This is a genomic window from Geodermatophilus sp. URMC 60 (assembly GCF_053502585.1).
Genome location: NZ_CP199958.1, coordinates 2661361 through 2685491, shown reverse-complemented (window position 1 = coordinate 2685491; position 24131 = coordinate 2661361). Strand labels below are relative to the sequence as shown.

General features: G+C 72.1%; 22 protein-coding genes. 12 read left to right on the top strand and 10 right to left on the bottom strand.

Annotation, left to right across the window (positions count from 1 at the left end):
- The first annotated feature begins 142 nt into the window (after nucleotides 1-142).
- From ACWIX3_RS12840 to ACWIX3_RS12830, 3 genes are all read left to right on the top strand, one after another.
- The gene (locus ACWIX3_RS12840; protein WP_448607745.1) at nucleotides 143-307 is read left to right on the top strand and encodes a transposase; all 165 of its coding nucleotides are present in this window, start codon (nucleotides 143-145) and stop codon (nucleotides 305-307) included.
- A gap of 80 nt (nucleotides 308-387) precedes the next feature.
- Entirely contained in the window at nucleotides 388-711 is a 324-nt protein-coding gene (locus tag ACWIX3_RS12835) for a transposase (protein ID WP_448607744.1), read from the top strand.
- Nucleotides 712-1202: 491 nt separating this feature from the next.
- On the top strand, nucleotides 1203-2237 hold the full coding sequence (locus tag ACWIX3_RS12830) for a hypothetical protein (protein ID WP_448607743.1): 1035 nt from the start codon (nucleotides 1203-1205) through the stop codon (nucleotides 2235-2237).
- Nucleotides 2238-2448: 211 nt separating this feature from the next.
- Here the strand turns inward: ACWIX3_RS12830 and ACWIX3_RS12825 are convergent, their stop codons facing one another.
- Nucleotides 2449-2721, bottom strand: a complete 273-nt coding sequence (locus tag ACWIX3_RS12825) for a hypothetical protein (RefSeq protein ID WP_448607742.1) — start codon at nucleotides 2719-2721, stop codon at nucleotides 2449-2451.
- Between the two features lie 211 nt (nucleotides 2722-2932).
- On the opposite strand from ACWIX3_RS12825, the gene ACWIX3_RS12820 reads away from it, so the two are divergent.
- The gene (locus ACWIX3_RS12820; protein WP_448607741.1) at nucleotides 2933-3079 is read left to right on the top strand and encodes a hypothetical protein; all 147 of its coding nucleotides are present in this window, start codon (nucleotides 2933-2935) and stop codon (nucleotides 3077-3079) included.
- Here ACWIX3_RS12820 and ACWIX3_RS12815 read toward each other — a convergent pair.
- From ACWIX3_RS12815 to ACWIX3_RS12780, 8 genes are all read right to left on the bottom strand, one after another.
- Nucleotides 3021-4193 carry a DNA alkylation repair protein gene (locus tag ACWIX3_RS12815; RefSeq protein ID WP_448612468.1) on the bottom strand — a complete coding sequence of 391 codons (1173 nt, stop codon included), beginning with the start codon at nucleotides 4191-4193 and terminating at the stop codon, nucleotides 3021-3023. The genes ACWIX3_RS12820 and ACWIX3_RS12815 overlap by 59 nt on opposite strands.
- Nucleotides 4194-4559: 366 nt before the next feature.
- Complete coding sequence (locus ACWIX3_RS12810; RefSeq protein ID WP_448612467.1) at nucleotides 4560-5486, bottom strand: carbohydrate kinase family protein; 927 nt, start codon at nucleotides 5484-5486, stop codon at nucleotides 4560-4562.
- Nucleotides 5483-6997: a mannitol dehydrogenase family protein gene (locus ACWIX3_RS12805; RefSeq protein ID WP_448607740.1), complete on the bottom strand. Its 1515-nt coding sequence runs from the start codon at nucleotides 6995-6997 to the stop codon at nucleotides 5483-5485. The genes ACWIX3_RS12810 and ACWIX3_RS12805 overlap by 4 nt, the downstream gene beginning before the upstream one ends.
- 20 nt (nucleotides 6998-7017) lie before the next feature.
- Nucleotides 7018-8130 (bottom strand): ABC transporter ATP-binding protein, encoded by a 1113-nt coding sequence (locus ACWIX3_RS12800; protein WP_448607739.1) that lies wholly within the window; start codon nucleotides 8128-8130, stop codon nucleotides 7018-7020.
- Between the two features lie 38 nt (nucleotides 8131-8168).
- Nucleotides 8169-9239 carry an NAD(P)-dependent alcohol dehydrogenase gene (locus tag ACWIX3_RS12795; RefSeq protein ID WP_448607738.1) on the bottom strand — a complete coding sequence of 357 codons (1071 nt, stop codon included), beginning with the start codon at nucleotides 9237-9239 and terminating at the stop codon, nucleotides 8169-8171.
- Complete coding sequence (locus ACWIX3_RS12790; RefSeq protein WP_448607737.1) at nucleotides 9236-10129, bottom strand: carbohydrate ABC transporter permease; 894 nt, start codon at nucleotides 10127-10129, stop codon at nucleotides 9236-9238. The genes ACWIX3_RS12795 and ACWIX3_RS12790 overlap by 4 nt, the downstream gene beginning before the upstream one ends.
- Entirely contained in the window at nucleotides 10126-11112 is a 987-nt protein-coding gene (locus tag ACWIX3_RS12785; protein WP_448607736.1) for a carbohydrate ABC transporter permease, read from the bottom strand. Before ACWIX3_RS12785 ends, ACWIX3_RS12790 begins: the two co-directional genes overlap by 4 nt.
- A gap of 37 nt (nucleotides 11113-11149) precedes the next feature.
- Nucleotides 11150-12505, bottom strand: coding sequence for an ABC transporter substrate-binding protein (locus ACWIX3_RS12780; RefSeq protein ID WP_448607735.1), 1356 nt, complete (start codon nucleotides 12503-12505; stop codon nucleotides 11150-11152).
- Nucleotides 12506-12668: 163 nt separating this feature from the next.
- Between ACWIX3_RS12780 and ACWIX3_RS12775 the strand changes: the two genes are divergently transcribed.
- From ACWIX3_RS12775 to ACWIX3_RS12750, 6 genes are all read left to right on the top strand, one after another.
- Nucleotides 12669-13616, top strand: coding sequence for a sugar-binding transcriptional regulator (locus tag ACWIX3_RS12775; RefSeq protein ID WP_448607734.1), 948 nt, complete (start codon nucleotides 12669-12671; stop codon nucleotides 13614-13616).
- A 41-nt stretch (nucleotides 13617-13657) separates the two neighbouring features.
- On the top strand, nucleotides 13658-14452 hold the full coding sequence (locus ACWIX3_RS12770; protein WP_448607733.1) for a phosphotransferase: 795 nt from the start codon (nucleotides 13658-13660) through the stop codon (nucleotides 14450-14452).
- Between the two features lie 276 nt (nucleotides 14453-14728).
- Nucleotides 14729-16870 carry an RNA polymerase recycling motor ATPase HelR gene (gene helR, locus ACWIX3_RS12765; protein WP_448607732.1) on the top strand — a complete coding sequence of 714 codons (2142 nt, stop codon included), beginning with the start codon at nucleotides 14729-14731 and terminating at the stop codon, nucleotides 16868-16870.
- Between the two features lie 61 nt (nucleotides 16871-16931).
- Nucleotides 16932-19259, top strand: coding sequence for a M28 family peptidase (locus ACWIX3_RS12760; RefSeq protein WP_448607731.1), 2328 nt, complete (start codon nucleotides 16932-16934; stop codon nucleotides 19257-19259).
- A gap of 97 nt (nucleotides 19260-19356) precedes the next feature.
- A complete protein-coding gene (locus tag ACWIX3_RS12755; RefSeq protein WP_448607730.1) occupies nucleotides 19357-19533 on the top strand; it encodes a hypothetical protein in 177 nt (58 codons plus the stop codon).
- A 112-nt stretch (nucleotides 19534-19645) separates the two neighbouring features.
- A complete protein-coding gene (locus ACWIX3_RS12750) occupies nucleotides 19646-20062 on the top strand; it encodes a PaaI family thioesterase (protein WP_448607729.1) in 417 nt (138 codons plus the stop codon).
- Here ACWIX3_RS12750 and ACWIX3_RS12745 read toward each other — a convergent pair whose 3' ends face one another.
- A complete protein-coding gene (locus ACWIX3_RS12745) occupies nucleotides 20063-21352 on the bottom strand; it encodes a hydroxyacid-oxoacid transhydrogenase (RefSeq protein WP_448607728.1) in 1290 nt (429 codons plus the stop codon). It lies immediately after the preceding gene.
- A 149-nt stretch (nucleotides 21353-21501) separates the two neighbouring features.
- Between ACWIX3_RS12745 and ACWIX3_RS12740 the strand changes: the two genes are divergently transcribed.
- A complete protein-coding gene (locus ACWIX3_RS12740; RefSeq protein ID WP_448607727.1) occupies nucleotides 21502-22467 on the top strand; it encodes a cyclase family protein in 966 nt (321 codons plus the stop codon).
- Between the two features lie 6 nt (nucleotides 22468-22473).
- Nucleotides 22474-24126, top strand: coding sequence for an AMP-binding protein (locus ACWIX3_RS12735; RefSeq protein WP_448607726.1), 1653 nt, complete (start codon nucleotides 22474-22476; stop codon nucleotides 24124-24126).
- The last annotated feature ends 5 nt before the right edge of the window (nucleotides 24127-24131 follow it).

Genomic DNA, 24131 nt, shown 5'->3' with positions numbered 1-24131 from the left:
TGGAAGTCACTGACGACTCGCTGCAGGCCTGGCCAACGGCGTCGCTCGCAGCCTTCAACGGGCACGGACCTGGTGAGAAGACCTCGGTGGGCGCTGCTGGAGCCGCTGCTGCTCCCGGCGCCGGGCAACACCGCCGGCCACGGTGAGACGGCCCTGGCAGCAGCCGCGCCGCCGGATGCTGGATGCGATCTTCCACCTGGTCCGCGGCGGGCTGGCCTGGCGGCAGCTACCCGCGGAGTTTCCGCCAAGACCGTCTACGGGCTGTTCTGTCGTTGGCGGCCGCCGGCGCGTGGGCCCGCATCCATGACGCGCTGCGCGACCGGGCCCGCATCCGGGCCGGACGGCACCCGGACCCGACCGCGGCGGCCATCGACTCCGCCTCGGTCCGTGGCGCGGACACCGTGCCCCGCCCGCTCGCGCGGCTACGACGCCGGCAAGCGCATCAACGGCCGCGAGCGGCACCTGGCCGTCGACACCGGCGGGCTGCTGCTGACGGTCGTGGTCACCATCGCCGGCATCCAGGACCGCGACGGCGCGGTCCGGCTGCGGGCCGCGCTGCGCGCCAAGTCCTCCACCATCGTCCTGATCTGGGCCGACAGCGGCTACGCCGGACGCCTGGTGCGCTGGGCGCAGACGGTGCTCGCGCTCACCGTCAGCATCGTCGAGCGCACCGATGACCTGACCGGCTGCCAGGTCATGCCCCACCGCTGAGTCGTGGAACGCACCCTGGCCTGGATCGGCAAGCACGGTGAGCGAGTTCCGAGACGCGTTCTGAGACGACACGGCCGACACGCGTCGATGAACGGTCCATGTCGACGAGGACACCTCGTGACGGGTTCGTGGACAGTCGTCCAGATGCTCGGCGCGTCACCACCGGCTGACGCTGGAGCGCGTGAACGATGGCCCCGCGACCGCTTCGTCCACGAGCAGCTGGCCGCGCTGATGGTGGCGGCCGACCTGCGGATGCCGTTCGAGCCCGGTCGGACTCGACATCCGCACACGATGCCAAGCGGAAGGGGCTCGGCCACATGAGCGGGTTGTCTCGGCGGGAGTTCCTGGAATATGCGTCGGTAGCAGTGCTGGGGATCGGCCTGGGTCGTGGCTTGACCGGGCACCACCCTGCTGCCGAGAGCAGTGGCAGAACCGAGCGGCTCATCGGCGACGGGTCGACCGCCGACACAGGTCCCCAGCCCAACCAGCCCGTGCCCCAGCGGCTGGAGCCAGGACAGACGCCGCCGCAGTTCGTCGTCTTCTCCTGGGACGGAGCCGCCAACCTGGAGACCGGGCTGTTCCCGCGGTTCCGCTCGCTGGCGGCCGAGTACGGCGCGGCGATGACCTTCTTCCTCAGCGGCATTTACGCCCTGCCGTCCGAACACCGGATGCTGTACGCCCCGCCACGGCATCCGGTGGGCGCCTCGGACATCGAGTTCCTGTCCACCGCCGAGGTCGTCGCCACCATGAGCGAGGTCCGCGCCGCGTGGCTGGACGGCCACGAGATCGGCACCCACTTCAACGGGCACTTCTGTGGGGACAACGGGGTCGCGCTGTGGACGCCGGCCGACTGGGCCGAGGAGATCGCCCAGGCCAAGCGGTTCGTGCAGACCTGGAAGACCACCACCGGGCTGACCGGCCGACCCGACGTGGCGCCGCTCCCCTTCGACTACGAGCGTGAGCTCATCGGCGGCCGCACCCCCTGCCTGCAGGGCCGGGAGGGGTTGCTGCCCACCGCCGCCGCGCTGGGCTGGAAGTACGACGCCAGCTCACCCGGTGGAGTGCAGGTCTGGCCCGGTCGGCGGTCGGGCCTGTGGGACTTCCCACTGCAGGCTGTGCCGTTCCCCGATGCCCCCGCCGGTAAGGCCCGCCACGCCCTGGCGATGGACTACAACATCATGTACAAGCAGACCAACGGCGATACGGACGGCGACCCGGGCATGTACCCGACCTGGCGAGCCCAGGCCCGCGACGCCTACCTCGCGGGCTTCCAACGCGCCTACACCAGCAACCGGGCGCCGCTGTTCATCGGCAACCACTTCGAGCAGTGGAACGGCGGCATCTACATGGACGCCGTCGAGGAGGCCCTGCGCCAGATGGCCGAACAGCCTGACGTCCGCCTGGTGTCCTTCCGCCAACTCGTCGCCTGGCTGGAAGCCCAGGACCCGACCACGCTCGCCCGGCTGCGGACGCTCTCGCCGGGTCAACCACCTCCCGACGGATGGCGCACCTTCCTGGCGCCCTGATCATGGCCGTGGGGTCCATCAGGGCCCACGATGCCGCGTAGGAATTCTTGCGGGTGGGGTCACAGAAGGGGTCCGGACTCGAGCCTGGTGCCAGTCACACGGCACACCGACCGCTTCCGGTACCTGATAGCCCTGATGATGTGCATGAGCTGCCGGTGCAACTCGTTTGTCTCATGGACGCCATCGAGCGCCCGAAGGGGCGCGGGCATCCCTAGAGCTTGCCGGACTCATCGTCCCCGCTGTCGTTTCCAGTCCTGCGTCCGGTGGTGTTTCCAGCTGTCTGTTGCCGGACATCCTGGAGCGTGGTAAGCACTGACACCATCACGGCAGTCGCCATGGAGATGACAACCAGGAAAGCGCCGATGAGCACCCAGCGCTCCACGTCGAGCCGGAAGCCCGATGCCGACATGCTGACGGCCGTGACGACCAGGATGAGTGCCACGACGGCGCCGACTATCAGGGCCCAGATGATGGTCCGCTTCATGATGCCACTTCCTTGATCAGTGGATCGCAGGTCACTGATGGGATCGCAGGTCCTTGATGGTCCTGCGCGGAGCTGGAGTCCTGCCCCGCGAGCCGGCGGCGTTCGAAGCCCTCGATCTCGGTTTCGGCCAGCTTGCGCTGTTTGCGAGCTATCTCGAGGTCGATCTCCTTGGCGCGCAGGGCGGACCTCTGCTTGTCGAGTAGCTGGGCCGGTGGCAGCCTTCACCCTCGTTCAGTACCGCGATGGGTCCGTCATCGAGTCTCAGCCCGGCCTGACGAAACGTCCGACGACCGATCACATCATCGTCGGCAACATTCTCGAGAACGGCGATCCGCTGCAGAGTCCAGCCGATGCGTGACCGCATGACCTACCTCCGCATTCTGCGACGCAAGGCCAGCGTAACGGTCGAGGCGGACCACCGACTGTCTGATGACTCCATCCCGATCATGATCTTGCGCGCTGGACGTCGTCGGTGGTCCCGTCCTGGGTCCCGACGACTCGGCGCGTCCACACTCCTGCCCGCTTCCCCGCGGGTGCCGGTGACGGTCTCGTACGCGCTGACCGACCTCGGCCTGTCGCTCCATCACGTCATGCGCGGATCGGAGGACTGGGCCGAATCGGACATGGGCCAGGTCCTCCTGGACCGGGAGACCTACGACGCTTCCCGCCCGGCGGCCACAGCCGTCCCGTCCGAGCGATCGCCGCGACGGAGCGCTACGTCGGCCTGACGATCCACGACGGAGGAGCGGGTGTCGTCCCTGCTCCCCCGTGTGCCGGGCCGGACCGGGGGTCCACAGCCAGCGGAGCCGATGCTGGACCTCTGCGGGTCCTTGATCCCTGGTCGTGGGTTCGAGCCCACCCGCCCACGGCAGTCGTCCTGCGTGCGCCGGTGGGAGGCCGTCAGCCGATCCGGCACGAGCATGAGCGCGGACGTTGCTACTGGTCGTGCTGGCGGCGGACCATCTCGGCGATCCAGATGGGCACGAACGGAGACGTGCAGCCGGGGACGTCGGGTAGTCCTCGAGCACCTTCAGGCGCTCACCGATGTCGATCGCACGGGCGCGGTGCTCGGCGTGCTCGATCCCGATGTGCCCCAGGCACTCGTTCATCGCCCACTGCAGGCGATCCGGGGCGTCCTTCATCTCCGCCTCGATGACGTCGAGCAGTCCGGCGAGGTCGAGGCCCTCAGGCCTCCTCCTCACCCGCTCGGTGGTCAGCGCCCAACCGGCACTCGCGACCACCGGATCCGGATCGGCGGACCAGGTCAGGCGCAGCTCCTCGGCGTGCGGGTGCTTCTTCACCACGTGGTTCACGAACCAGTCGTGCACCTTGGGAGAGCGCGCCTCGCGCACCATGACGTCCAGCTCGTCCCGCTCGAACGCCTTGGGGCGGCAGATCAGGAGCGCCAGCAGTCTCGCCGCGGTGTCATCCGTCGCCCAGAGCCGGCGCGCGAGTTCCTGCTGCGTCTTCAGGCGCTTGCGAGCGCGCGCAGCTCGCCGAGGTTCACCCCGTGGTCGCCACCGTGCTTTCGTTGGCCTCGCGGATCCTCGGGTCCTCGAGCTCGGCCAGCTCGGCCATCACCTGAGCGACCGTCGTCTCGGTCACCTCGGCCTCCTCCGTCCCCACGGCAGACCCATCCCCGATCCGGCTGCCTGAACGTCCTCATGATCCCTGGGTCGTGGGTTCGAGCCCCGATCCCCCCAGTGGTGGCAGTGGGACTGAGTGCACCCGGGTCCCCGTGCGCTGCGGCCGGTCACCGGCGCGCGCCTCACCGGCCGGGCTCCCGCACCGCTGGATCCGGCACCCCGCCGCTGTGCGACCCGGGAGTCGGTGAATGGTCACATGGCGTCGAGTTCGGCTCGGGTCGGCGGATCGGCCCCCGGGCGGGAGCACGTGATCGCCGCCACCCGGCCGGCCTCGGCCAGGACGCCGGTCAGCGTCGTCTCGTCGACCGCCGCCAGCGCCTCGCGCTGCGGACCGCCGAGGAGGTCCGCACGGCGCAGCGAGTGCAGCAGCCCGGCGGTGAAGGAGTCCCCTGCCCCCACGGTGTCCACCAGCTCGACCGGCCTCGCGGGCAGCTCCACTCGCACCTCGGCGTTCACCGCGAGGACACCGCCCGCGCCCCGGGTCACCACGACGAGACCCGGTCCCGCGCCCAGCCAGTCGTGTGCGACGTCCTCGTCCCTGCGGTCCGGGTAGAGCCACGCCAGGTCCTCGTCGCTGACCTTGACGACATCGGACAGCCCGACGACGTGCTCGATGCCGGGTCGGGCGTCGTCCGGCTCGCCCAGCAGCGCCGGCCGCACGTTGGGGTCGTACGAGATCGTCACCCGGCCCTCCTGCCGCTCGCGCTCGAGGAGCTCGACGACGCGGCCGCTCCCGGGCGCCAGTGCCGTGGCGAGGGAGCCGGTGTGCAGGCAGAGGGTCTCGTCCGGGAGGGGCCCGAGGTCCCCGACGTCCCACTCGATGCGGAAGTCGTAGGTGGCGCTGCCCGCCGCGAGAGTGGCGATGGCCAGGCTGGTCCTGGTCCCCGGCCGGGGATCCGCGTCGACCCGGACGCCACTGGCCCGCAGGTGGGCGGACACCATCTTCCCGAAGGGATCCGCGCCCAGCCGGGTCACCAGCGTGACGGCCTCGCCCAGCCGGGACAGACCGAGGGCGACGTTGGCCGGGCTCCCGCCGGGGTGCGCGACGAACGCGCGGCTGCCCTGCTCCCCGACCAGGTCGACCAGCGCCTCCCCGACGACGACGAATACCGGTGTCAGCGCCCGGTGCTGCCCAGCGCGGTCGACGGCGTCCGCCCCTGCTCGACCAACGCCTCGAGGGTGGCCCGGGCCCCGCGCTCGTACAGCGAGGTCAGCGCCGCGAGGTAGGGGCCGGTGAACCGCTCGTCGTCGACCAGGTTCCCGAACAGCTCCCGGTCGGCGATGAAGGCGAGCGGGTCCTCCCGCTGGCGGAGGGCGGCGGCCCTGAGCGACTCCCGCCTCCGGTCGGCGATCTCGATCGGCTCGCCCTGCTCGTCCACGCCCTCGGAGTACCGCGCCCAGCCGGCGACGACCGCGGCCGACCGGCGCACCTCGCCGCCGGCGGCCAGGTTGTCCTGGACGACCGGGAGCAGCCACTTGGTCAGCCGTTCCGAGCCGTCGAAGGCCAGCCGCGCGAGCGTGTCGCGGACGGCGGGGTTGGAGAAGCGGGCGATGAGCTCCCGCCGGTAGTCGTCGAGGTCGATGCCGGGGACCGGCAGCAGGGTCGGGGTCGCCTCCTCCTCCATGTAGCCGAGCAGGAACGCCTGGAACAGCGGGTCCTGCGCCGCGTCGTGGACCAGCCGGTAGCCGGCGAGCCGACCGAGGTAGGCCAGCCCCTGGTGGCCGGCGTTGAGCAGCCGCAGCTTCATCCGCTCGTAGGGGTCCACGTCGTCGACGATCTGGACACCGGCGTCCTCCAGCGGCGGGCGCCCGAGGCTGAAGCGGTCCTCGAGGACCCACTGGGTGAAGGGCTCGCAGACCACCGGCCACCCGTCGGCGACGCCGAACCGCCGGGCCACCTCCGCCCGGTCGTCGTCGGTGGTCGCGGGGGTGATCCGGTCGACCATGGAGTTGGGGAAGGGCACCTCCCGTTGCACCCAGGCACCGAGGTCGGGGTCCCGCAGGGCGGCGAAGGCGGCGAAGCTGCGGCGGGCCACGTCGCCGTTGTGCTGGATGTTGTCGCAGGACACCACGGTGAACGGCGCCAGACCGCGGTCGCGCCGGCGCACCAGCGCCTCGGTCACCAGGCCGAACGACGTCCGCAGCGCAGCGCCCGGCCGGAGGTCGGAGACGATGTCGGGATGGGTCGCGTCGAACTCGTCGGTGATCGCGGCGATGTTGTAGCCGCCCTCGGTGACCGTCAGCGACACGATCCGCGTCGTCTCGGCCGCCATCTTCTCCACGACCGCCTCGGGGTCGTCGGGCGCGAGGAGGTACTCGACGATCGAGCCCACGACCCGCGGCTCCATGGCGCCGTCGGGGTGCTTGACGACCAGCGTGTAGAGGCAGTCGTGGGCCGCCATCACCTCGGCCATCCGGCGGTCGGACGGCAGCACGCCGACACCGCAGATGCCCCAGTCCTGCGCCTCCCCCTGCTCCAGGAGCCGGTCGACGTACATGGCCTGGTGGGACCGGTGGAACGCCCCTACCCCCAGGTGCACGATCCCGGTCCGCACCTGCGACCGGTCGTAGGACGGCACGGGCAGCGAGCCGGCGAGGGCCGTCAGGTTCGCGGTGCTGAGCTCTTGCACGGCTGGTCCTCCTGCCGCGTTCAGGAGGGGATCCGGTGTCCGGTCGACGGGGAGAAGAGGTGCTCCTTGCCCGGCTGGATTCGCAGGTGCACCCGCTCCCCCTTCGCGGGTGGCCGGGCGGGGTCGACCCGCGCGACGATGTTCTCGCCGAGCGGGCCCGATGCCTCCACCAGTTCCGGCAACGTCCCGTGCAGGAACGCGTCGGAGCCGAGTTCCTCCACCACCCCGACGTCCACGGCGAAGGCGCCGGCGTCGTGCTCCGTGGCGAGGTCGAGGGCCTCCGGCCGGAAGCCGACGACGACGCGGTCGGCCCCTTCCGCCGAGAGCGCGCTCAGGGCTGTGGTGGTCAGCGGGAGGCGGGCGCTCCCGAGCACCGCGTGCCCGTCGTCCAGCCGGAACTCGGCGATGTTCATGCCGGGGGAACCGATGAACCCGGCGACGAAGACGTTGACCGGCTCCTGGTAGAGCCGCAGGGGCGTGTCGCACTGCTCGAGGACGCCGGCCCGCAGCACGGCCACGCGGTCCCCCATCGTCATCGCCTCGACCTGGTCGTGGGTGACGTAGACCGTCGTGGTCCCCAGCCGACGCTGCAGTGCGGCGATCTGCGTGCGGGTCTGCACGCGCAGCTTGGCGTCGAGGTTGGACAGCGGCTCGTCCATGAGGAACACCTGCGGCGAGCGCACGATCGCCCGGCCCATGGCGACGCGCTGGCGCTGACCGCCGGAGAGGGCCTTGGGCTTGCGGTCCAGGAAGGTCTCGAGGTCGAGGATCTTCGCCGCCTCCCGGACCCGCTGGGCGATCTCCTCTTTGCCGACCCCGGCGATCTTGAGCGCGAAGCCCATGTTGTCGGCCACCGTCATGTGCGGGTAGAGCGCGTAGCTCTGGAACACCATGGCGATGTCCCGGTCCTTGGACTTCAGGTGCGTGACGTCCCGGTCCCCGATGCGGATCGCGCCGTCGTCGATGTCCTCCAGTCCGGCGAGCATCCGGAGGCTGGTGGACTTGCCGCAGCCGGAGGGGCCGACCAGGACGAGGAACTCGCCGTCGGCGATCTCGAGGTCGAGGGCGTCGACCGCGGGCTTGTCGGAGCCGGGGTAGATGCGGCTCGCCCGATCGTAGGTGACGGAGGCCATGGGATCTCTCCTTGCTGGAGCCAGAGGTCAGGGGGACGTCAGGTCTGGGGGTGGACGACGACCTTCACCGACTGTGGGTCGCGGCGACCGGCCGTCAGGGCGTCCTCGGCCTGGTCGAGGCGGTAGGTGCCGGTGACCAGGCGGTCGAGGTCGATCCGTCCGGCGCCGACCAGCGCGATCGCCGTCGGCCAGGTCCCGGCGTAGCGGAAGGTGCCGGTCACCTCGAGCTCGCGCTCCTGCACCACCGACAACGGCAGGGCCAGCTCGTCCCCGCCCATGCCGACGAGCACCGCCCGGCCCGCCCGGTCGAGCGCGCGGATGGCCTCGCCTGTCGCCGCGGGGTGACCGGAGCACTCCAGCAGCACCTCGGGCGGGCGGGGCAGGTCGGTGACCCTCGCGGTCCGGGCGTCGACGACCTCGGTGGCCCCGAGGTCACGGGCCAGGGCCAGCCGTGCGGGGTTGACGTCGGACACGACGACCTCGGTGGCACCGAAGGCCAGCGCCGCCTGGACGCTGACCAGCCCGATCGGTCCGGCCCCGGTGATCAGCACCCGGGAGCCGGCACCCACCCGGCCCCTGCGACAGGCCCAGATGCCGACCGACAGGGGTTCCAGCAGTGCGGCGGCGTCGTCGCTGATCGTCTCGGGCACCGGGTGGGCGAAGGCCGCGTGCACGACGACGTACTCGGCGAAGGCGCCGTCGATCGGCGGGGTCGCGAAGAAGCGCATGTTCGGACAGAGGTTGTAGCGCCCGGCCAGGCACTGCGGGCAGGTCAGGTCCGGGACCCCGGGCTCGACCGACACCCGCTGTCCGACGGCGAGCGTGGAGACGCCGGGGCCGAGGGCGGCCACCTCCCCCGCTGCCTCGTGTCCCAGCACGAGCGGGGACTCGACGACGAACCGGCCGATGCGTCCGTGGTCGTAGTAGTGCGTGTCCGATCCGCAGACCCCGACCGAGGAGACGCGGACCACCACCTCGCCGGGCCCCGGCTGCGGGACGGCCCGCTCCTCCACGACCACGTCGCCGGGCCCGCGCAGGACCGAGGCGCGCATCGTGGCCGCCGGACCGAGGTGCCCGGTCCCCGGGACCGTCCCGGTCGCTGCGCTCACTTGACCGCTCCCAGCGACAGGCCCTGCACCAGCTTGTCCTGGGCGGCGAAGCCGGCGACGAGCACCGGCAGCGACACCACGAAGGCGGCCGCGCAGACCTGCGCGAGGAAGAGCCCCTGGCTGGTGACGAAGCCGGTCAGGTAGACCGGCGCGGTGCCGGCCACGGTGCCGGTCAGGGTCCGGGCCAGCAGCAGCTCGTTCCAGCTGAAGATGAAGCAGATCAGCGAGGTGGCGGCGATGCCCGGCAGGACGATGGGCGCCACCACCTGGCGGAGGGTCAGCAGCAGCCCGGCGCCGTCCATCGAGGCCGCCTCGAGGATTTCGACGGGGACCTCGGCCAGGAACGAGCGCATCATCCAGACCGCGATCGGCAGGTTCATGGCCGTGTACAGGACGATGAGCAGCCAGATGTTGTCCAGCAGGCCGCTCCACTGGGCGAACAGGTAGATCGGGAGCAATCCGGCGACGATCGGCAGCATCCGGGTGGACAGGAAGAAGAACATCACGTCGGTCCACTTGCGCACCGGCTTGATCGACAGCGCGTAGGCGGCCGGGATGGCCAGCAGCAGCACGATGATCGTCGAGACCACGCTGGCGGTCAGCGAGTTGAGCAGCGACGGCCACGGGCTGGTGCCCGTGCCGACGCCGAAGAACTCCCGGTAGCCGGCGAAGGTCAGCGGCGCGAGCAGCGAGGGCGGGTTGGTGGCCGCGGCCTCCTCGCTGTGGAACGACGTCAGCACCATCCACAGCACGGGCACGACGAACAGGAAGCCGATCAACCAGGCGGCCAGCCCCAGCAGGGCACCGGACCGCGGCTTGCGCGGCCGGCGGGGTGCGCCCTCGGGCGTGCGGGTGGCGGCGACGGGTGCGACATCGGTGACGGAGCTCATCGCGCGTTCTCCTCCTGGAACAGCGTCGACACCGTCCGCAGCGCCAGCGTGGCGATGACGATCGTGCCGATGACGACGACGACGCCGGCGGCGGACGCCCGGCCGTAGTCGTGGGCCTGGTAGAAGGTCTGGTAGATCACGTACGGGAGGTTCGCCGTGCCGAGGCCGCCCGAGGTGATCGTGAAGACCGCGTCGAAGTTCTGCACGATGTAGATCGACCCCAGCAGCCCGCCGAGCTCGAGGTAGCGGCGCAGGTGCGGGAAGGTCATGTAGCGGAAGATCTGCCAGCTGCTCGCGCCGTCGATGCGCGCCGCCTCGATGACGTCCAGCGGCCGGCTCTGCAGCCCGGCCAGCAGGATCAGCATCATGAACGGCGTCCACTGCCAGATGAGGGCGACCTCGACCGAGACCAGCGGCGCCGCGGTGATCCAGTCCGGCTGCGGCGCGTTGTCGGAGCCGAACAGCCGCCAGATCGCGGTCAGCGTTCCGTTGAGCAGTCCGTACTCGGGGTTGAACAGCGCGTGCTTCCACAGCAGCGCCGCGGCCACCGGGACGATGAGGAACGGCGTGATCATCATGGTGCGCACCACGCCCCGGCCGCGGAACTGCCGGTCCAGCAGCAGCGCGATGACCATCCCCAGCAGCAGGCTGACCAGGACGACGACCGCGGTCAGGATGACCGTGGTGAGGATGGCCTGGCGCATGTTGACGTCGGTCAGCACGCTCGCGTAGTTGCTCAACCCGGCGAAGCCGCGCTCGTCGGGGTAGTAGGCGTTCCAGTCCATGAACGAGACGATCAGCGTGACCACGAACGGCAGCTGGGTGACGATGATCGTGAACACCAGCGCGGGCAGCAGCGGCGCCCGGCGGGCCCAGTCCGAGGACCGGCGGAGCGCTCCACCCGGCGACGGCGTGGGTGACGGCGGAGGCGGTGTCGGCGGTTGCTGACCGCGCCCGCGGCTGGTCTCGAGAGTGGTGCTCATCCCGCTGCCTTCCCCTCGCGTCGTCCTGCCGGCTCGATCACTTCGACTCCCGATCCCGGTAGCGCTCGGCCACGTCCTCGGCGAGCTGCTGCCCGCGCTGGAGCGCCTCGTCCACGGTCATCCGCCCGGCGATCGCGGAGCTGACGTCCTGCGACACCTGGGTGGCCAGGTCCGGGAACTCCGGGATCCCCATGAACTGGATGCCGGGTGCGGGACGGGGCTGCACGCCGGGGTCGTTCGGGTCGGCGGCCTCGATGGCCGCCAGCGTGGGCTCGGCGAACGCCGAGGCCTCCGCGAGGTAGTCCGGGTTGGAGTAGGTCGACGCCCGCTTGCCGGCGGGGACCTTCGACCAGCCGAGCTCCGCACCGACGAGCTCCTCGTACTCCCGGCTGGACGCCCAGGAGATGAACTCCCACGCCGCGTCCTTCTTCGCACTGGCCTGCTGGATGCTCCAGGACCACGCGTAGAGCCAGCCCGAGCTGTCGGTCTCGACCACGGGAGCGGCGACGTAGCCCATCTTGCCCTTGACCGGCGAGTCGGCGGCCTCGAGGGAGCCGGCGGCCGAGGTCGCGTCGTACCACATGGCGGCGTTGCCCTGGACCACGTTGTTCAGGCACTCGGTGAAGCCCGCCTGCGGCGCACCGACCTCGCCGTGCTCCCGGACGAGGTCCACGTAGAACCGGGTGGCCTCGCGGAACTCCTCGCCGTCGACCTGGGGCTGCCAGTCCTCGGTGAACCAGGTGCCGCCGAAGGTGTTGACCACGGTGGTCAGCGGCGCGAACAGCTGACCCCACCCGGGCTGGCCGCGCAGGCAGATGCCGGCCATCCCGGGCTCGACGCCGTCGACCTCGGCCGCGATGCCGGCGACCTCCTGCCACGTCGGGTTCGCCGGCATCTCGATGCCGGCGGCCTCCAGGACGTCCTTGCGGTACATCAGGAACGAGGACTCGCCGTAGAACGGCTCGCCGTACAACCGGCCGTCGTCCCCGGACAGCGACGCCGTCAACGGCCCCAGCACGTCGTCCTGGTCGAACTCCGCATCCGCCGCGACGTACTCGTCCAGCGGCGCGATCCACTCGCTCCGCGCGTAGATGGGGATCTCGAAGTTGCTCAGCGTCGCGACGTCGTACTGCCCCGCCTGGCTGGAGAACTCCTGGCTGATCTTGTCCCGGACGTCGTTCTCCGGCAGCACCGTGTAGTTGACGGAGATGCCGGTCTCGGCGGTGAAGTGCTCCGCGGTGAGCTGCTGCAGGTCGACCATCTGCGGGTTGTTGACCATCAGCACGTTGATGGTGTCCGGCCCGCCTCCGCTGGGACCGCCACCCCAGCCGGCACACCCGCCGACCCCCAGGGCCAGTGCGGTCGCCGTCGCGGCGGCGAGTGCAGGTCGCACGTGTCTGTGCACGATGCAGTCCTCCCCAGGACGACCACGCGCCCGCTCAAATGAGCGGAGGAGGTCTCAGATGTGTGTGGCGTGAGTCTCATCCGGTCGGCGGGTGACGTCAAGACGTGTGCCATAGTGAGCAGCTGAACGCTCAGATGAGCAGGAGTGGCACATGGCAGAGGTGTCCGACGGCCCGGCCAAGGTCGTCCTCACGGCATCGGTCGCACGGCGGTACTACCTCGACGGCCGGTCGAAGGTCGAGATCGCCGAGGAGTTCGGCCTGAGCCGCTTCAAGGTCGCGCGGCTGCTCGACGCGGCGCGCACGAGCGGGCTGGTGCGCATCGAGATCCGCCACCAGGGCGAGATCGACGTCGACCTGTCGGCGCGGCTGCAGGACCGGTTCGGACTGCAGCACTCGGTCGTCGTCGACACACCCGACGACGACGCCGACTCGCTCCGCGGGCACCTCGGGCGGGCGGCAGCCCGGCTGCTCGCGGAGATCATCACGCCGCAGGACGTGCTCGGTCTCGCCTGGGCCCGGGCGGTGAGCGCGATGGCCCGAGCGCTGCCGCCGCTGCCCGGGACGCCGGTCGTCCAGCTCACCGGAGCGCTCTCCCTACCGGACGGACCCGACACCTCGGTCGACGTCGTCAGGGAGGTGGCCAGCTCCTCGGGCGGCGCGGCGCACGTCTTCTACGCACCGTTCACGGTCCCCGACGCGGCCACCGCGCAGGCCCTCCGCGGGCACCCCCAGGTGGCGCGCGCCTTCGCCCAACTCCCGCTCGTGACCAAGGCCGTGGCCGGCGTCGGTCTCTGGAAGCCCGGCCAGTCGACCCTGTACGACGCCCTGTCCGAGGACGACCGCACGGCGCTCCACCGGCTCGGGGTCTGCGCCGACGTGTCCGGCGTCTTCCTCACGGCCGACGGCGAGGCCATCAGGACGGAGCTGTCCGAGCGCATGATCGGTATCGACGCGGAGCAGATGCGGGCCATCCCGGAGGTGATCGTCATCCCCTACGGCGAGTCGAAGGGCCCCGCCGTCCGCGCCGCGCTCCGCAGCGGTCTCGTCGGTGGCATCGTGACGCACACAGCCCTGGCCCACGCCGTCCTCGGGGAGTGAGCGGCTGCGACGACCGGCCGCGGACGACCGGGAGGAGGCCGATGCCGGGCGAGAGCGAACCCGAGGTCCTCCTCGTGGGCGGCACCGCCAACCGCGGACAGGTCGTACGGGTCGGTGACACCGTCCGACGGCCCCAGCGCACCGCGGGCGCGGCCACGCACGCCCTGCTCCGCCACCTCGCCGACGCCGGCTTCCCGGGGGCGCCCCGCTTCCTCGGCGTGGACCACCTCGGCCGAGAGGTCCTCTCCTACGTCCCCGGGACCGCCATCACGCCGCCGTACCCGGCCTGGGCGCTGACCGACGAGGCGCTCGCCAGCGTGGCCCACCTGCTGCGCGACTTCCACGAGGCGGTCAGCTCGTTCGACCCCCGTCCGTACGCCTGGCCGTCGTCCCCACCCGCCCCCTTCGCGGGGGAGCTGGTCAGCCACAACGACCCCAACCTGGACAACATCGTCTTCCGGGACGGACGCGCCGTCGCACTGATCGACTTCGACCTGGCCAGTCCCGGCTCCCGCGTCTGGGACGTCGCCTGCGCCGCCCGGCTGTGGGCTCCGCTGCGGCCGGAGCGCTACATCGACGACGCCCGGCGAGGCCGGGCGCTGGCCCGCTTCCGGCTCTTCGCCGACAGCTACGGGTTGTCCGACACCGACCGCGCGAGGCTCGTGTCGGCGGTCCGGCACAACCACGAGTGGTCCTACGACATCATCGGCACCGCGGCCGCGAACGGACACGCAGCCTTCTCCGCCTACTGGACCGGTGGGGCGATGAAGCGGGCCGAACGGACGCGCCGCTGGTACCTCGACAACGCCGACGTGCTGCAGCAGGCACTCAGCTGACAGCCGGGAGCTCGGGAGTCCGGAGTGCAGGTCGGGAGTCGTCGCGGTGGAGGCGGGATCGAGCCCGCAGATAAACGGATCCCACTCCTCCCACTCCAACGTATAGCGCACCAGGGGGCTTGCGGCAAGACCCTGGCCTTGCCGCAGAATCGCCGGCCGAGGCCGGGACCTGCGGAGACGGCAGCCGCCGAGTGCGTGTGGTTCCGCCGGTCCCGGCGCCTCGCTGCTCGCGACGGTCGCCAGCCACCTCGGATCGGAGCCGATGACGTGAACCCCGTGACCACCAGAGCGTTCGACCTCCCCGAGCACCTCGTCGCGAAGGCCGACCCGACGCTGATCGCCGACGACGAGCAGCGCCTCGCCGTCATCGCGGAGAGCCTCGAGCAGTCGATCGCCGACCTGTCCGACCGACTCGATGCCGAGCGGAGGGCGCCCGGCGGCACCGGCCAGGAGGCGCTGGACCGGGACCTGGCGGTCCACCGGCTGACCGCTCGGCTGCGCGCGCTGCGCCGCTTCGGCCTGGACCTGTGCCTCGGACACTTCGTGCGCGCGGACGACCCCGAGCCGGTGTACGTCGGCCGACTCGGCCTCACCGACGGCGCAGGTCGTCGGCTGCTGGTGGACTGGCGCTCCCCCGCGGCCGAGCCGTTCTTCGGAGCGACCCACGCCGACCCGATGGGTCTGGCGAGCCGCCGCAGGTACCGCTGGACCCGCGGGCGGATCACCGACTACTGGGACGAGGTGTTCACCCCGGACGGGTTCGACGGGCACGCCGCGGCGCTCGACGACCAGTCCGCCTTCATCGCCGGCCTGGGCGGCAGCCGGTCGCCCCGGATGCGGGACGTGCTGGGCACCATCCAGGCCGACCAGGACGCGATCATCCGCGCGGGATCCCAGGGCGCCCTCGTCGTCGACGGCGGCCCGGGTACCGGGAAGACCGTCGTCGCCCTGCACCGGACCGCCTACCTCCTCCACTCCGACCCCCGTCTGGGTTCCCGCCGGGGCGGCGTGCTGTTCGTCGGCCCGCACCAGCCCTACCTCGCCTACGTGGCCGATGTCCTCCCCAGCCTCGGCGAGGAGGGCGTGCAGACCTGCACCCTGCGGGACCTCGTCCCCGAGGGAGCCGCAGCAACGACCGAGACCGATCCGCACGTGGCCCGCCTGAAGTCGTCCATGGACGTGGGATCGGTCATCGAGACGGCCGTCCGGTTCCACGAGGAGCCGCCCCGCACGGGGATGTCGGTCGAGACCCACTGGTCCGACGTCTGGCTGGACGCCGACGACTGGGCCGAGGCGTTCGAGGCACCGGATCCCGGTACTCCGCACAACGAGGCGCGGGACCGGGTGTGGGAGGAGCTGCTCGCGATCCTGGCGGACGAGCACGACGACGACGTCCCGGCCGGCGAGCTCCGCACCTCGCTGCTGCAGAACAGGGAGCTGCGCACGGCCTTCACCCGCGCGTGGCCACTGCTCGAGGCGGCCGACGTCGTCGGGGACCTGTGGTCGGTGCCGGCCTACCTGCGCAAGTGCGCTCCCTGGCTCGGCCCCGAGGACGTCCGGGCGCTGCAGCGCGAGGACACCCGTGCCTGGACGGTGTCCGACCTGCCGCTCCTGGACGCGGCACGGCAGCGGCTCGGCGACCCGGGGGCGTCCCGGCGCAAGCAGCGGCACGACGCCGCGGTCGCCGCGGAACGCGAGCGCATGGCCACCGTCATCGACCGCCTGATCGAGGCCGATGACGACGGTGAGGGCCTGGTGACCAGCCTGCGCCAACAGGACCTCCGGGACGCCCTGGTCGACGAGGACGTGCTGACCGGCGCCGACCCGGACCTGCTCGCCGGCCGGTTCGCGCACGTCGTCGTGGACGAGGCCCAGGAGCTGACCGACGCCGAGTGGCAGATGCTGCTGCTCCGCTGCCCGTCCCGGAGCTTCACCATCGTCGGGGACCGCGCCCAGGCCAGGCACGGGTTCGCCGAGTCGTGGCAGGAACGACTCGCGCGGATCGGGCTCGACCGGATCACCGTCGCCCCCCTGGCCATCAACTACCGGACGCCGGAGGAGGTCATGGCGGAGGCCGAGCCGGTCATCCGGACCGCGCTCCCGGACGCCAACGTGCCGATCTCCGTCCGCAGCAGCGGCGTCCCCGTCGTGCACGGATCTGCGTCGGACCTGGGCTCGGTCCTCGACACCTGGCTCGCCGCACACGCCGAGGGGACCGCCTGCGTCATCGGCGACCCCGCGTTCCGGGCCACGTCCCGCGTCCGGTCGCTGCCCCCGGTGCTGTCCAAGGGGCTCGAGTTCGACCTGGTCGTCCTCGTCGACCCCGAGCGGTTCGGCACGGGCATCGAGGGCGCGGTCGACCGGTACGTCGCGATGACCAGGGCGACCCGGCAACTCGTCGTCCTCACGAGCTCCTGACGTCGCCCCCCGGCTCGCGAACCGGTGTGCCGCTCGCCGGCCCGGCGAGAGCCTGTCCGGCATGACGACTCCTCAGGAACAGCGGATCCCCCGGCCGGCCGGCGTCCTCGCGCTGGTGGGGCTCCTGGTCGTGGCGGTCGTGTCGGTGCTGGTCCTCGCCCCTGCCGCACCACGGGGCACCGGGACTCCGGCCGAGGAGTTCAGTGCCGCCCGGGCGATGGACGGGCTCGAGCAGGTCGCCGTCGCGCCGCGCCCGGTGGGATCGGCCGAGCACGCCCGGGTGCGCGACCACCTGCTGGCCGCCCTCGACGCGCTCGGGTGGCGCACCGAGGTGCACCAGGCAGTCGGGGCCACCGACGTCGGCGAGCCCGGCACGCAACCGGTGGCGCTGGTGCGCAACGTCGTGGCGACCCTGCCCGGCACGGACCCCACGGGCACGGTGCTGCTCGCCGCCCACTACGACACGGTCGCCGGCTCACCCGGGGCCGGCGACGACGGCCTGGGGATGGGGGTGCTGCTCGAGATCGCACGGGCGCTGACCGCCGACGGCGTCCCGCGACCACGCAACGACGTCGTGGTCCTGCTCACCGACGCCGAGGAGCCGGGACTGCTGGGCGCCGAGGCCTTCACCCGCGAGCGCGCCGCCTCCCTCGGGACCACCGTGGTGCTCAACCACGAGGCCCGCGGCGCCTGGGGGACGCCGGCGACCTTCCGGACGACGTCGCCCAACGGCGCCCTGCTCGACGCCCTCGCCCGCTCCCCGGGGGCCATGGCGGAATCCGCCTCCGAGGCGGCGTTCGAGGCCCTGCCGAACGACAGCGACCTCACCCCGTTCGCCGCGGCCGGGCTGCACGGGCTCGACACGGCCATCTCCGCCGGCGGAGCGCACTACCACTCCCCGGTCGACGACCTGGAGCACCTCAGCCCCGCATCGGTGCAGCAGATGGGCGAGGTCAGCCTCGCGGTGACCCGTCAGCTCGCCGCCACCGACCTCACCGCGGTCCCCCGCGGCGCCGAGCAGGTGGTGACCACCCTGCCGTGGGGGCTGCTGCGCTACCCCCAGGGGCTCGAGGTCCCCCTCGCGCTGGCCGCACTCGCCCTCGCCCTCGTCGTGCTGGTGCTGCGGCGGCGTCAGGGCGCGCTGACCCTGCCCCGCACGGCCCTGGGCGGCCTCGGAGCGGTCGCGGCGCTCGCTGCCGCAGGCCTGGCCGGGTGGGGTGTCTGGCGGGCAGCGCTCGCGGTCGACCCCGGGCAGGCCTCCGCGGTGGTCGGGGAGCCGTACCGCCCCGTGCTCTACCAGGCGGCGGTGCTGCTCGCCGCGGTCGGAGCGGTGCTGGCGGTGGTGGGGCTGCTGCGCCGCTGGACGGGCCCCGACGCCACGGCCGTCGGAGCGCTGGCGGTCCTCGCGGTCACCGGGGCCCTGGTCGCCCTCACCGTCCCGGGCGTCTCCGGGGTGCTGGTGCTGCCGACCCTGTGCGCTGCCGCCGGGGCCGCCGTGCACGACCTGCTGCCGCGGCGGTGGACCGGTCTGCGCGCCGCGGTCCTGGTCCTGGCGTCCGCGGGCGTCGCCGTGCTGCTCGGTCCGGGCGCCTGGCTGGGCTTCGACGTCGGCCTGGGGCTGGGCGGGCCGTTCAGTGCGGTGCTGGCCGGACTGCTGGCGCTCCTGGTGCTGCCGGTGGTGGGCCTCGCCTGGCCGCCGCCACGGGCCGGGAGGCGGCCGGGCTGGCGGACGGTGGGGACGCCGGTGGCAGCGCTCGTCCTCGCGGTGGTGCTCACCGGAGCCGGGCTGGCCGTCAACCGCGAGGGCGCGACGCCGCCGCGCCAGGAGCAGCTCGTCTACGGCCTGGACGCCGACACCGGCCGGGCGCTGTGGGCCTCCTGGCGTGAGCCACCCAGCGCGTGGAGCGCCTCGCTGCTGACCGAGCCGCCCGCGGCGCTCGACGCCGTCCTCCCCCACACGGACGGGCGTCTGCTCGCGCACGGGCCGGCGCCGGCCGTGGACCTGCCGGCCCCCGAGGTGGCCGTCCTCTCCGACACGCGGCGCGGTCCGGAGCGCGAGCTCGTCCTGCGGTTGCGTTCGGCCCGCGGCGCGCCCGCGGTGGGCCTGTGGGTGGACACCGCCGGCGCCTCCGTGCGCTCGGCCCGCGTCGCCGGGCGCGATCTCGCGGTGCACGGGCCGCGCGGGTCCTGGGACCTCGGGTTCGTCCTGGAGGCGGTGCCGGCGGACGGCGTGGAGGTGCGCCTGACGCTCGACCAGCGAGCCGACCCGCTCACCCTCCGGCTCGGCGACCGCAGCACCGACCTCGGCGTCGTGCCCGGTTCCACGCCGCCGTCCGGGCGCGTGCTCGTCACCCCGGCGCTGTGGGTGACGCGGACGGCCCGGCTCTGAGGACGACCCGCAGCCCGACGACGTCGCCGTGCCGGCCGCCGTCGACGCACCACGGTGGATCGGTACGGGCCGGCTCCACTCGTGCCAGGCTCCGGGTATGGCCTTCGACCTCTACCGGGCCGATGGTGAAGTGATGCGCTTCGGGAACGACGCCCGCTTCAGCTTCACCGCCACCGGTCACCTCGTCGTGTACGACGCCGAGGGCAACAAGACCCTGTTCAGCCACCACAGCTGGAACTGGCTGGAGGAGCCGGTCCCCCCGCCCGCGGAGTGACCGAACTCGTCAGGCCGCCGCCTCCGCGCCCTGGCGCGGACACCGGGTGGGCCGGGCGGCCGACGACCGGCGCGTGCGAGGCTCGGCGGGTCCCCGACGAGAGGTGGCCCGCGTGCCGTCCGAGACCGAGACCGCCGCCCGGGTGCAGGCCGTCCTCGACATCCCGCTCAACCGCTTCCTGGGCATGCAGCTGCGCGACCCGGCCGACCCCTCCGCCGGCCTCTGGTTCCCGGTGGGCCCCTCGGCGCAGAACCAGGCGGCGGTGCTGCACGGCGGCGTGGTGACGACGCTGCTCGACACCGCGAGCTACCTGGCGCTGCTCCCCCGGCTGTCCGACGCCGAGCACGCGGTGACGCACGACCTCACCGTCTCGCTGTTGCGGCCGGTGGCCGCCGACCGGCGCGTCGACGTCACCGCGACCGTGCTGCGCCGCGGCCGCGCCGTCGCGTTCATGCGCGCCGAGGCCGTGGTGGACGGCGAGCTCGTCGCCGCCGGCCAGGTCACCAAGAGCGTCGTCCGCCTCGGGTGATCACCACAGCGACATGGACCGGCGGAAGATGCCGGCGATGTCGTCCTCGGTGACCTCGCGGGGACAGGTCGCCAGCAGCCGCTGCTGCTTCATCGTGCCCTCGACCAGGTCGGGGATGTCGCCCTCCTCGAAGCCGACCGCCCCCACGCCGTTGGGGATGTCGATGTCGCGCATCAGGTCGGTCAGGACCATCGGCAGGAAGTCGACCGCGTCGGTCGGGAGGCCGGCGTTGGGCGCCAGCAGCTGGGCCGCCCGCACGTGCCGCTCCGGGGAGGCCTCGAAGGTGAACCGGAAGGCCTCCGGCGCGGTCAGGGCCACCGACATCCCGTGCGGGACCATCGGCTCGGCAGCCGGGTAGTCCTTGGGGTGGAAGTCCTTCACCTGCCCGGCGATCGGGTAGGCGTTGGCGTGCGGGATGTGCACGCCGGCGTTGCCGAAGCCCATGCCGGCGAACGTGGCCGCCATCGACATGTCGGCGCGGGCCTGTTCGTCGTCCCCGTGCCGCACCGCCCGCCGGAAGGAGCCGGCCAGCAGGGTGAGCGACTTCTCCGCCCACATGTCCGAGATCGGGTTCGAGCCGCAGTAGGGCACGCGCTTCTCGGGCGTCTTGTGCTCGTAGGTCGTGTACCAGCGCGCGGTGTAGCTCTCCAGGGCGTGGCACAGGATGTCCATGCCCGACGCCGCCGTCACCCCGGGCGGCTGGGTCAGCGTGAGGTCCGGGTCGATCACGGCCAGGGTCGGGCGCAGCATCGCGTGGCTGATCCCGGTCTTGACCCGCGCCGAGATCACGTCCATGACGCAGATCGTGGTGCTCTCCGAGCCGGTGCCCGTCGTCGTCGGGACGGCGATCAGCGGCTTGAGCGGCTGGGAGGGGGCCTGCCCCTTGCCGACCGGCACGTTGACGTAGTCCATGAGCTCACCGGGGTTGGTGGTCAGCAGGTCGATCGCCTTGGCCGTGTCGATGCTCGAGCCGCCGCCGACGGCGACGAACGCGTCCCAGGGCCCGGTGGAGCGGGCCTCCTCGATCGCGGCCACGAGGCTGACGTCGGTCGGCTCGACGTGCACGCCGTCGTACACGCGCGCCTCGATGTCGAACTGCGCCATCTGGTCGGCCACGCGCTGCGGGATGCCGGTGGCCGCGAGGCCGGCGTCGGTCACCACCAGCACCCGCCGGACGCCGTACCGGCTCAGGTCGTAGCCGATCTCGTCGGAGGACCCGCTGCCGAACTTCAGCTGCGGCGCTCCGTAGGTGAACACGGACTCGGGGTTGGCGGGCGAGACGGTGCTCATGACGTCCCTCTCTGCGGTCGGACGGGTGTGGCTGGGCGGCGTTGCGCCGAATGTTGCACGTGCTTGTGGTCGGCACCACACCGACGGAATAGTCCACGACACCGTTCCGCCCGTCCCGCCGCCAGCCGCTCCCAGCCCAGGAGGTACCCGTGACCGACGCGCCCCCCGCCGCCCCCGCCCTCGACGACCTGCTCGCCGACGCGCCGACGAACTGGGGCAAGTGGGGTCCGGACGACGAGGTCGGCTCGCTGAACTACCTCGGCCCGGAGCAGGTGCTCGCGGCCGCCCGGCTGGTCAGCTCGGGCAAGGTCTTCACCCTGCAGCGGCTGATCGGCGACCCGAAGGGCGACCCGGTGTGGCCCGGCCGCACCCCGGCGGAGCGGACCCAGATCCTCGACGAGTCGACCTGGGACTCCCCCGACGCGCCGCAGTACCCGGGCGGCCTGCACTACGCCGACGACAAGATCAACGCCTTCCTCCAGGGCTCGACGCAGTACGACGGGCTGGGCCACGTCTGGTACGGCGGGAAGATCTGGAACGGCTACGACGCCCGCACCACCATCGGCGGCCTGGAGAAGGCCAGCGTCGAGCCGATCGCCCAGCGCGGTGTCGTCGGCCGGGCCGTCCTGCTCGACATGGCGCGATTCCGCGGCAAGGAGACCCTCGACAAGGGCGAGACCTTCACGCACGAGGACCTGGTGGCCTGCGCGCAGGCCCAGGGCGTGGAGATCCAGAAGCGGGACATCCTGGTCATCCGGACCAACTTCCTGCAGCTGTTCTTCGAGCAGGGCGAGGCGTTCTACGAGGGCTTCAACGAGCCGGGCCTGGTCTACAGCCCCGAGCTGGTGCAGTGGTTCCAGGACATGGAGATCCCCAACCTGGTCACCGACACCATCGCCAACGAGGTGACCTTCGACCCCGACACCGGGGTCGCCCTGGTCCTGCACAACGCGCTGATGCGCAACCTCGGGGTCACCCTGACCGAGATCGCCGACCTCGAGCAGCTCGCCGCCGACTGCGCCGAGGACGGGCAGTACGCCTTCCTCTACGTGGCCGCGCCGCTCAAGGTGGCGAAGGGCAGCGGCTCCCCGGTCAACCCCGTCGTCATCAAGTAGGCGGCCGTGAGCGACTACGACGAGCGCCCCTGGCTGGCGCTCTACGGCGACCAGCCCGCCGACTACGAGATCGAGTTCGACGACGCCCTGAGCATGTTCCGCGCGGGGCTCGCCCGCGACCCCTCGGGCGACGCGCTGCGGTACTTCGACGGCGTGGTCAGCCGCCGGGAGCTCGACGAGCTCAGCGACGCCCTGGCCAGCGGCCTGCTGGCCAACGGGTTCGCCCCGGGCGACCGGCTCGCGGTCTACCTGCAGAACGTCCCGCAGTTCGTCGTCGCGATGGTGGCGGCCTGGAAGGCCGGCGGGATCATGGTGTCGATCAACCCCATGAGCCGGCAGCGGGAGCTGGCCTACCTGCTGAAGGACTCCGGAGCCACCGTCCTGGTCTCCCTGGAGTCGCTGTACGACCAGGTCGCCCGGGACGTCGTGCCGGACACCGCCGTCCGGCTGGTGCTCACCACGAGTGAGCTGGAATTCCAGACGCGCGACGACGAGCGGTTGTTCGCCGGGCTGGGTCGTCAGCGGCACGAGGGGACGACGGACCTCGGCGAGTTCCTGGCCGAGCACCGCGGGCAGGCGCCGCCACCGGTGCAGCTGGGCCCGGACGACGTCGCGTTCCTGACCTACACCTCGGGGACGACGGGCGTGCCCAAGGGCGCCATGAACACCCACCGGAACGTCGTCTTCACCGCGCAGGTCTACCGCGACTGGGTGCACGCCGGGCGGGACGGCGCCATCTTCGGCATCGCCCCGCTGTTCCACATCACCGGGCTCATCGGGCACATCGCCGTCAGCATGCTGGTCCCGGCGCCGCTGGTGCTGGCCTACCGGTTCGAGCCCCAGGTCGTCCTGGACGCCTTCCTCGAGCACCGGCCGGCGTTCACCATCGGCGCGATCACCGCGTTCAGCGCCCTGCTCAACGCACCCGGGGTGACCCGGGACCACTTCGCGTCGTTCACGTCGATCTACTCCGGCGGCGCGCCCATCTCTCCGGCCGCGGAGCGGCGGTTCCTCGAAGCCACCGGCAAGCAGGTGCACAACGCCTACGGGCTGACCGAGACGACCTCGCCCATGACCGTCACGCCGTTCGGCTCACCGTCCCCGGTCGACCCCACCTCGGGCGCGCTGTCGGTCGGCGTCCCGGCGCCGAACACCGTCGTGCGCATCCAGGACGACGACGGCAAGGACCTCCCGCTCGGCGAGGTCGGCGAGATCGTGGCCGACGGGCCGCAGGTCGTCGCCGGCTACTGGGGCAAGCCGGAGGAAACCGCCGCCAACCTGCCCGGCGGCGCGCTCAAGAGCGGCGACGTCGGCTTCATGACCCCCGAGGGCTGGGTCTTCATCGTCGACCGCAAGAAGGACATGATCAACGCGTCGGGCTACAAGGTGTGGCCGCGCGAGGTGGAGGACGTCCTCGCAGAGCACCCGGGGGTCCGCGAGTCGGCGGTCGTGGGCGTCCCCGACGAGAAGCGCGGGGAGACGGTGAAGGCCTTCGTCAGCCTCGTGCCCGGCGGGAGCGCCACACCCGACGAGCTCATCGCGCACTGCAAGGAGCGCATGGCGGCCTACAAGTACCCGCGCAGCGTCGAGATCGTCGACGAGCTGCCGAAGACCGTCACCGGCAAGATCCTCCGCCGCGAGCTGCGCGGAGGCGCCTGACCGAC

Excerpts from the sequence above, each read along its gene's own strand:
- ACWIX3_RS12825 (WP_448607742.1), bottom strand. The coding sequence starts at position 2,721 with ATGAAGCGGACCATCATCTGGGCCCTGATAGTCGGCGCCGTCGTGGCA.
- ACWIX3_RS12800 (WP_448607739.1), bottom strand. The coding sequence starts at position 8,130 with ATGGCCTCCGTCACCTACGATCGGGCGAGCCGCATCTACCCCGGCTCC.
- ACWIX3_RS12790 (WP_448607737.1), bottom strand. The coding sequence starts at position 10,129 with ATGAGCTCCGTCACCGATGTCGCACCCGTCGCCGCCACCCGCACGCCC.
- ACWIX3_RS12785 (WP_448607736.1), bottom strand. The coding sequence starts at position 11,112 with ATGAGCACCACTCTCGAGACCAGCCGCGGGCGCGGTCAGCAACCGCCG.
- ACWIX3_RS12775 (WP_448607734.1), top strand. The coding sequence starts at position 12,669 with ATGGCAGAGGTGTCCGACGGCCCGGCCAAGGTCGTCCTCACGGCATCG.
- ACWIX3_RS12770 (WP_448607733.1), top strand. The coding sequence starts at position 13,658 with ATGCCGGGCGAGAGCGAACCCGAGGTCCTCCTCGTGGGCGGCACCGCC.
- ACWIX3_RS12760 (WP_448607731.1), top strand. The coding sequence starts at position 16,932 with ATGACGACTCCTCAGGAACAGCGGATCCCCCGGCCGGCCGGCGTCCTC.
- ACWIX3_RS12755 (WP_448607730.1), top strand. The coding sequence starts at position 19,357 with ATGGCCTTCGACCTCTACCGGGCCGATGGTGAAGTGATGCGCTTCGGG.
- ACWIX3_RS12745 (WP_448607728.1), bottom strand. The coding sequence starts at position 21,352 with ATGAGCACCGTCTCGCCCGCCAACCCCGAGTCCGTGTTCACCTACGGA.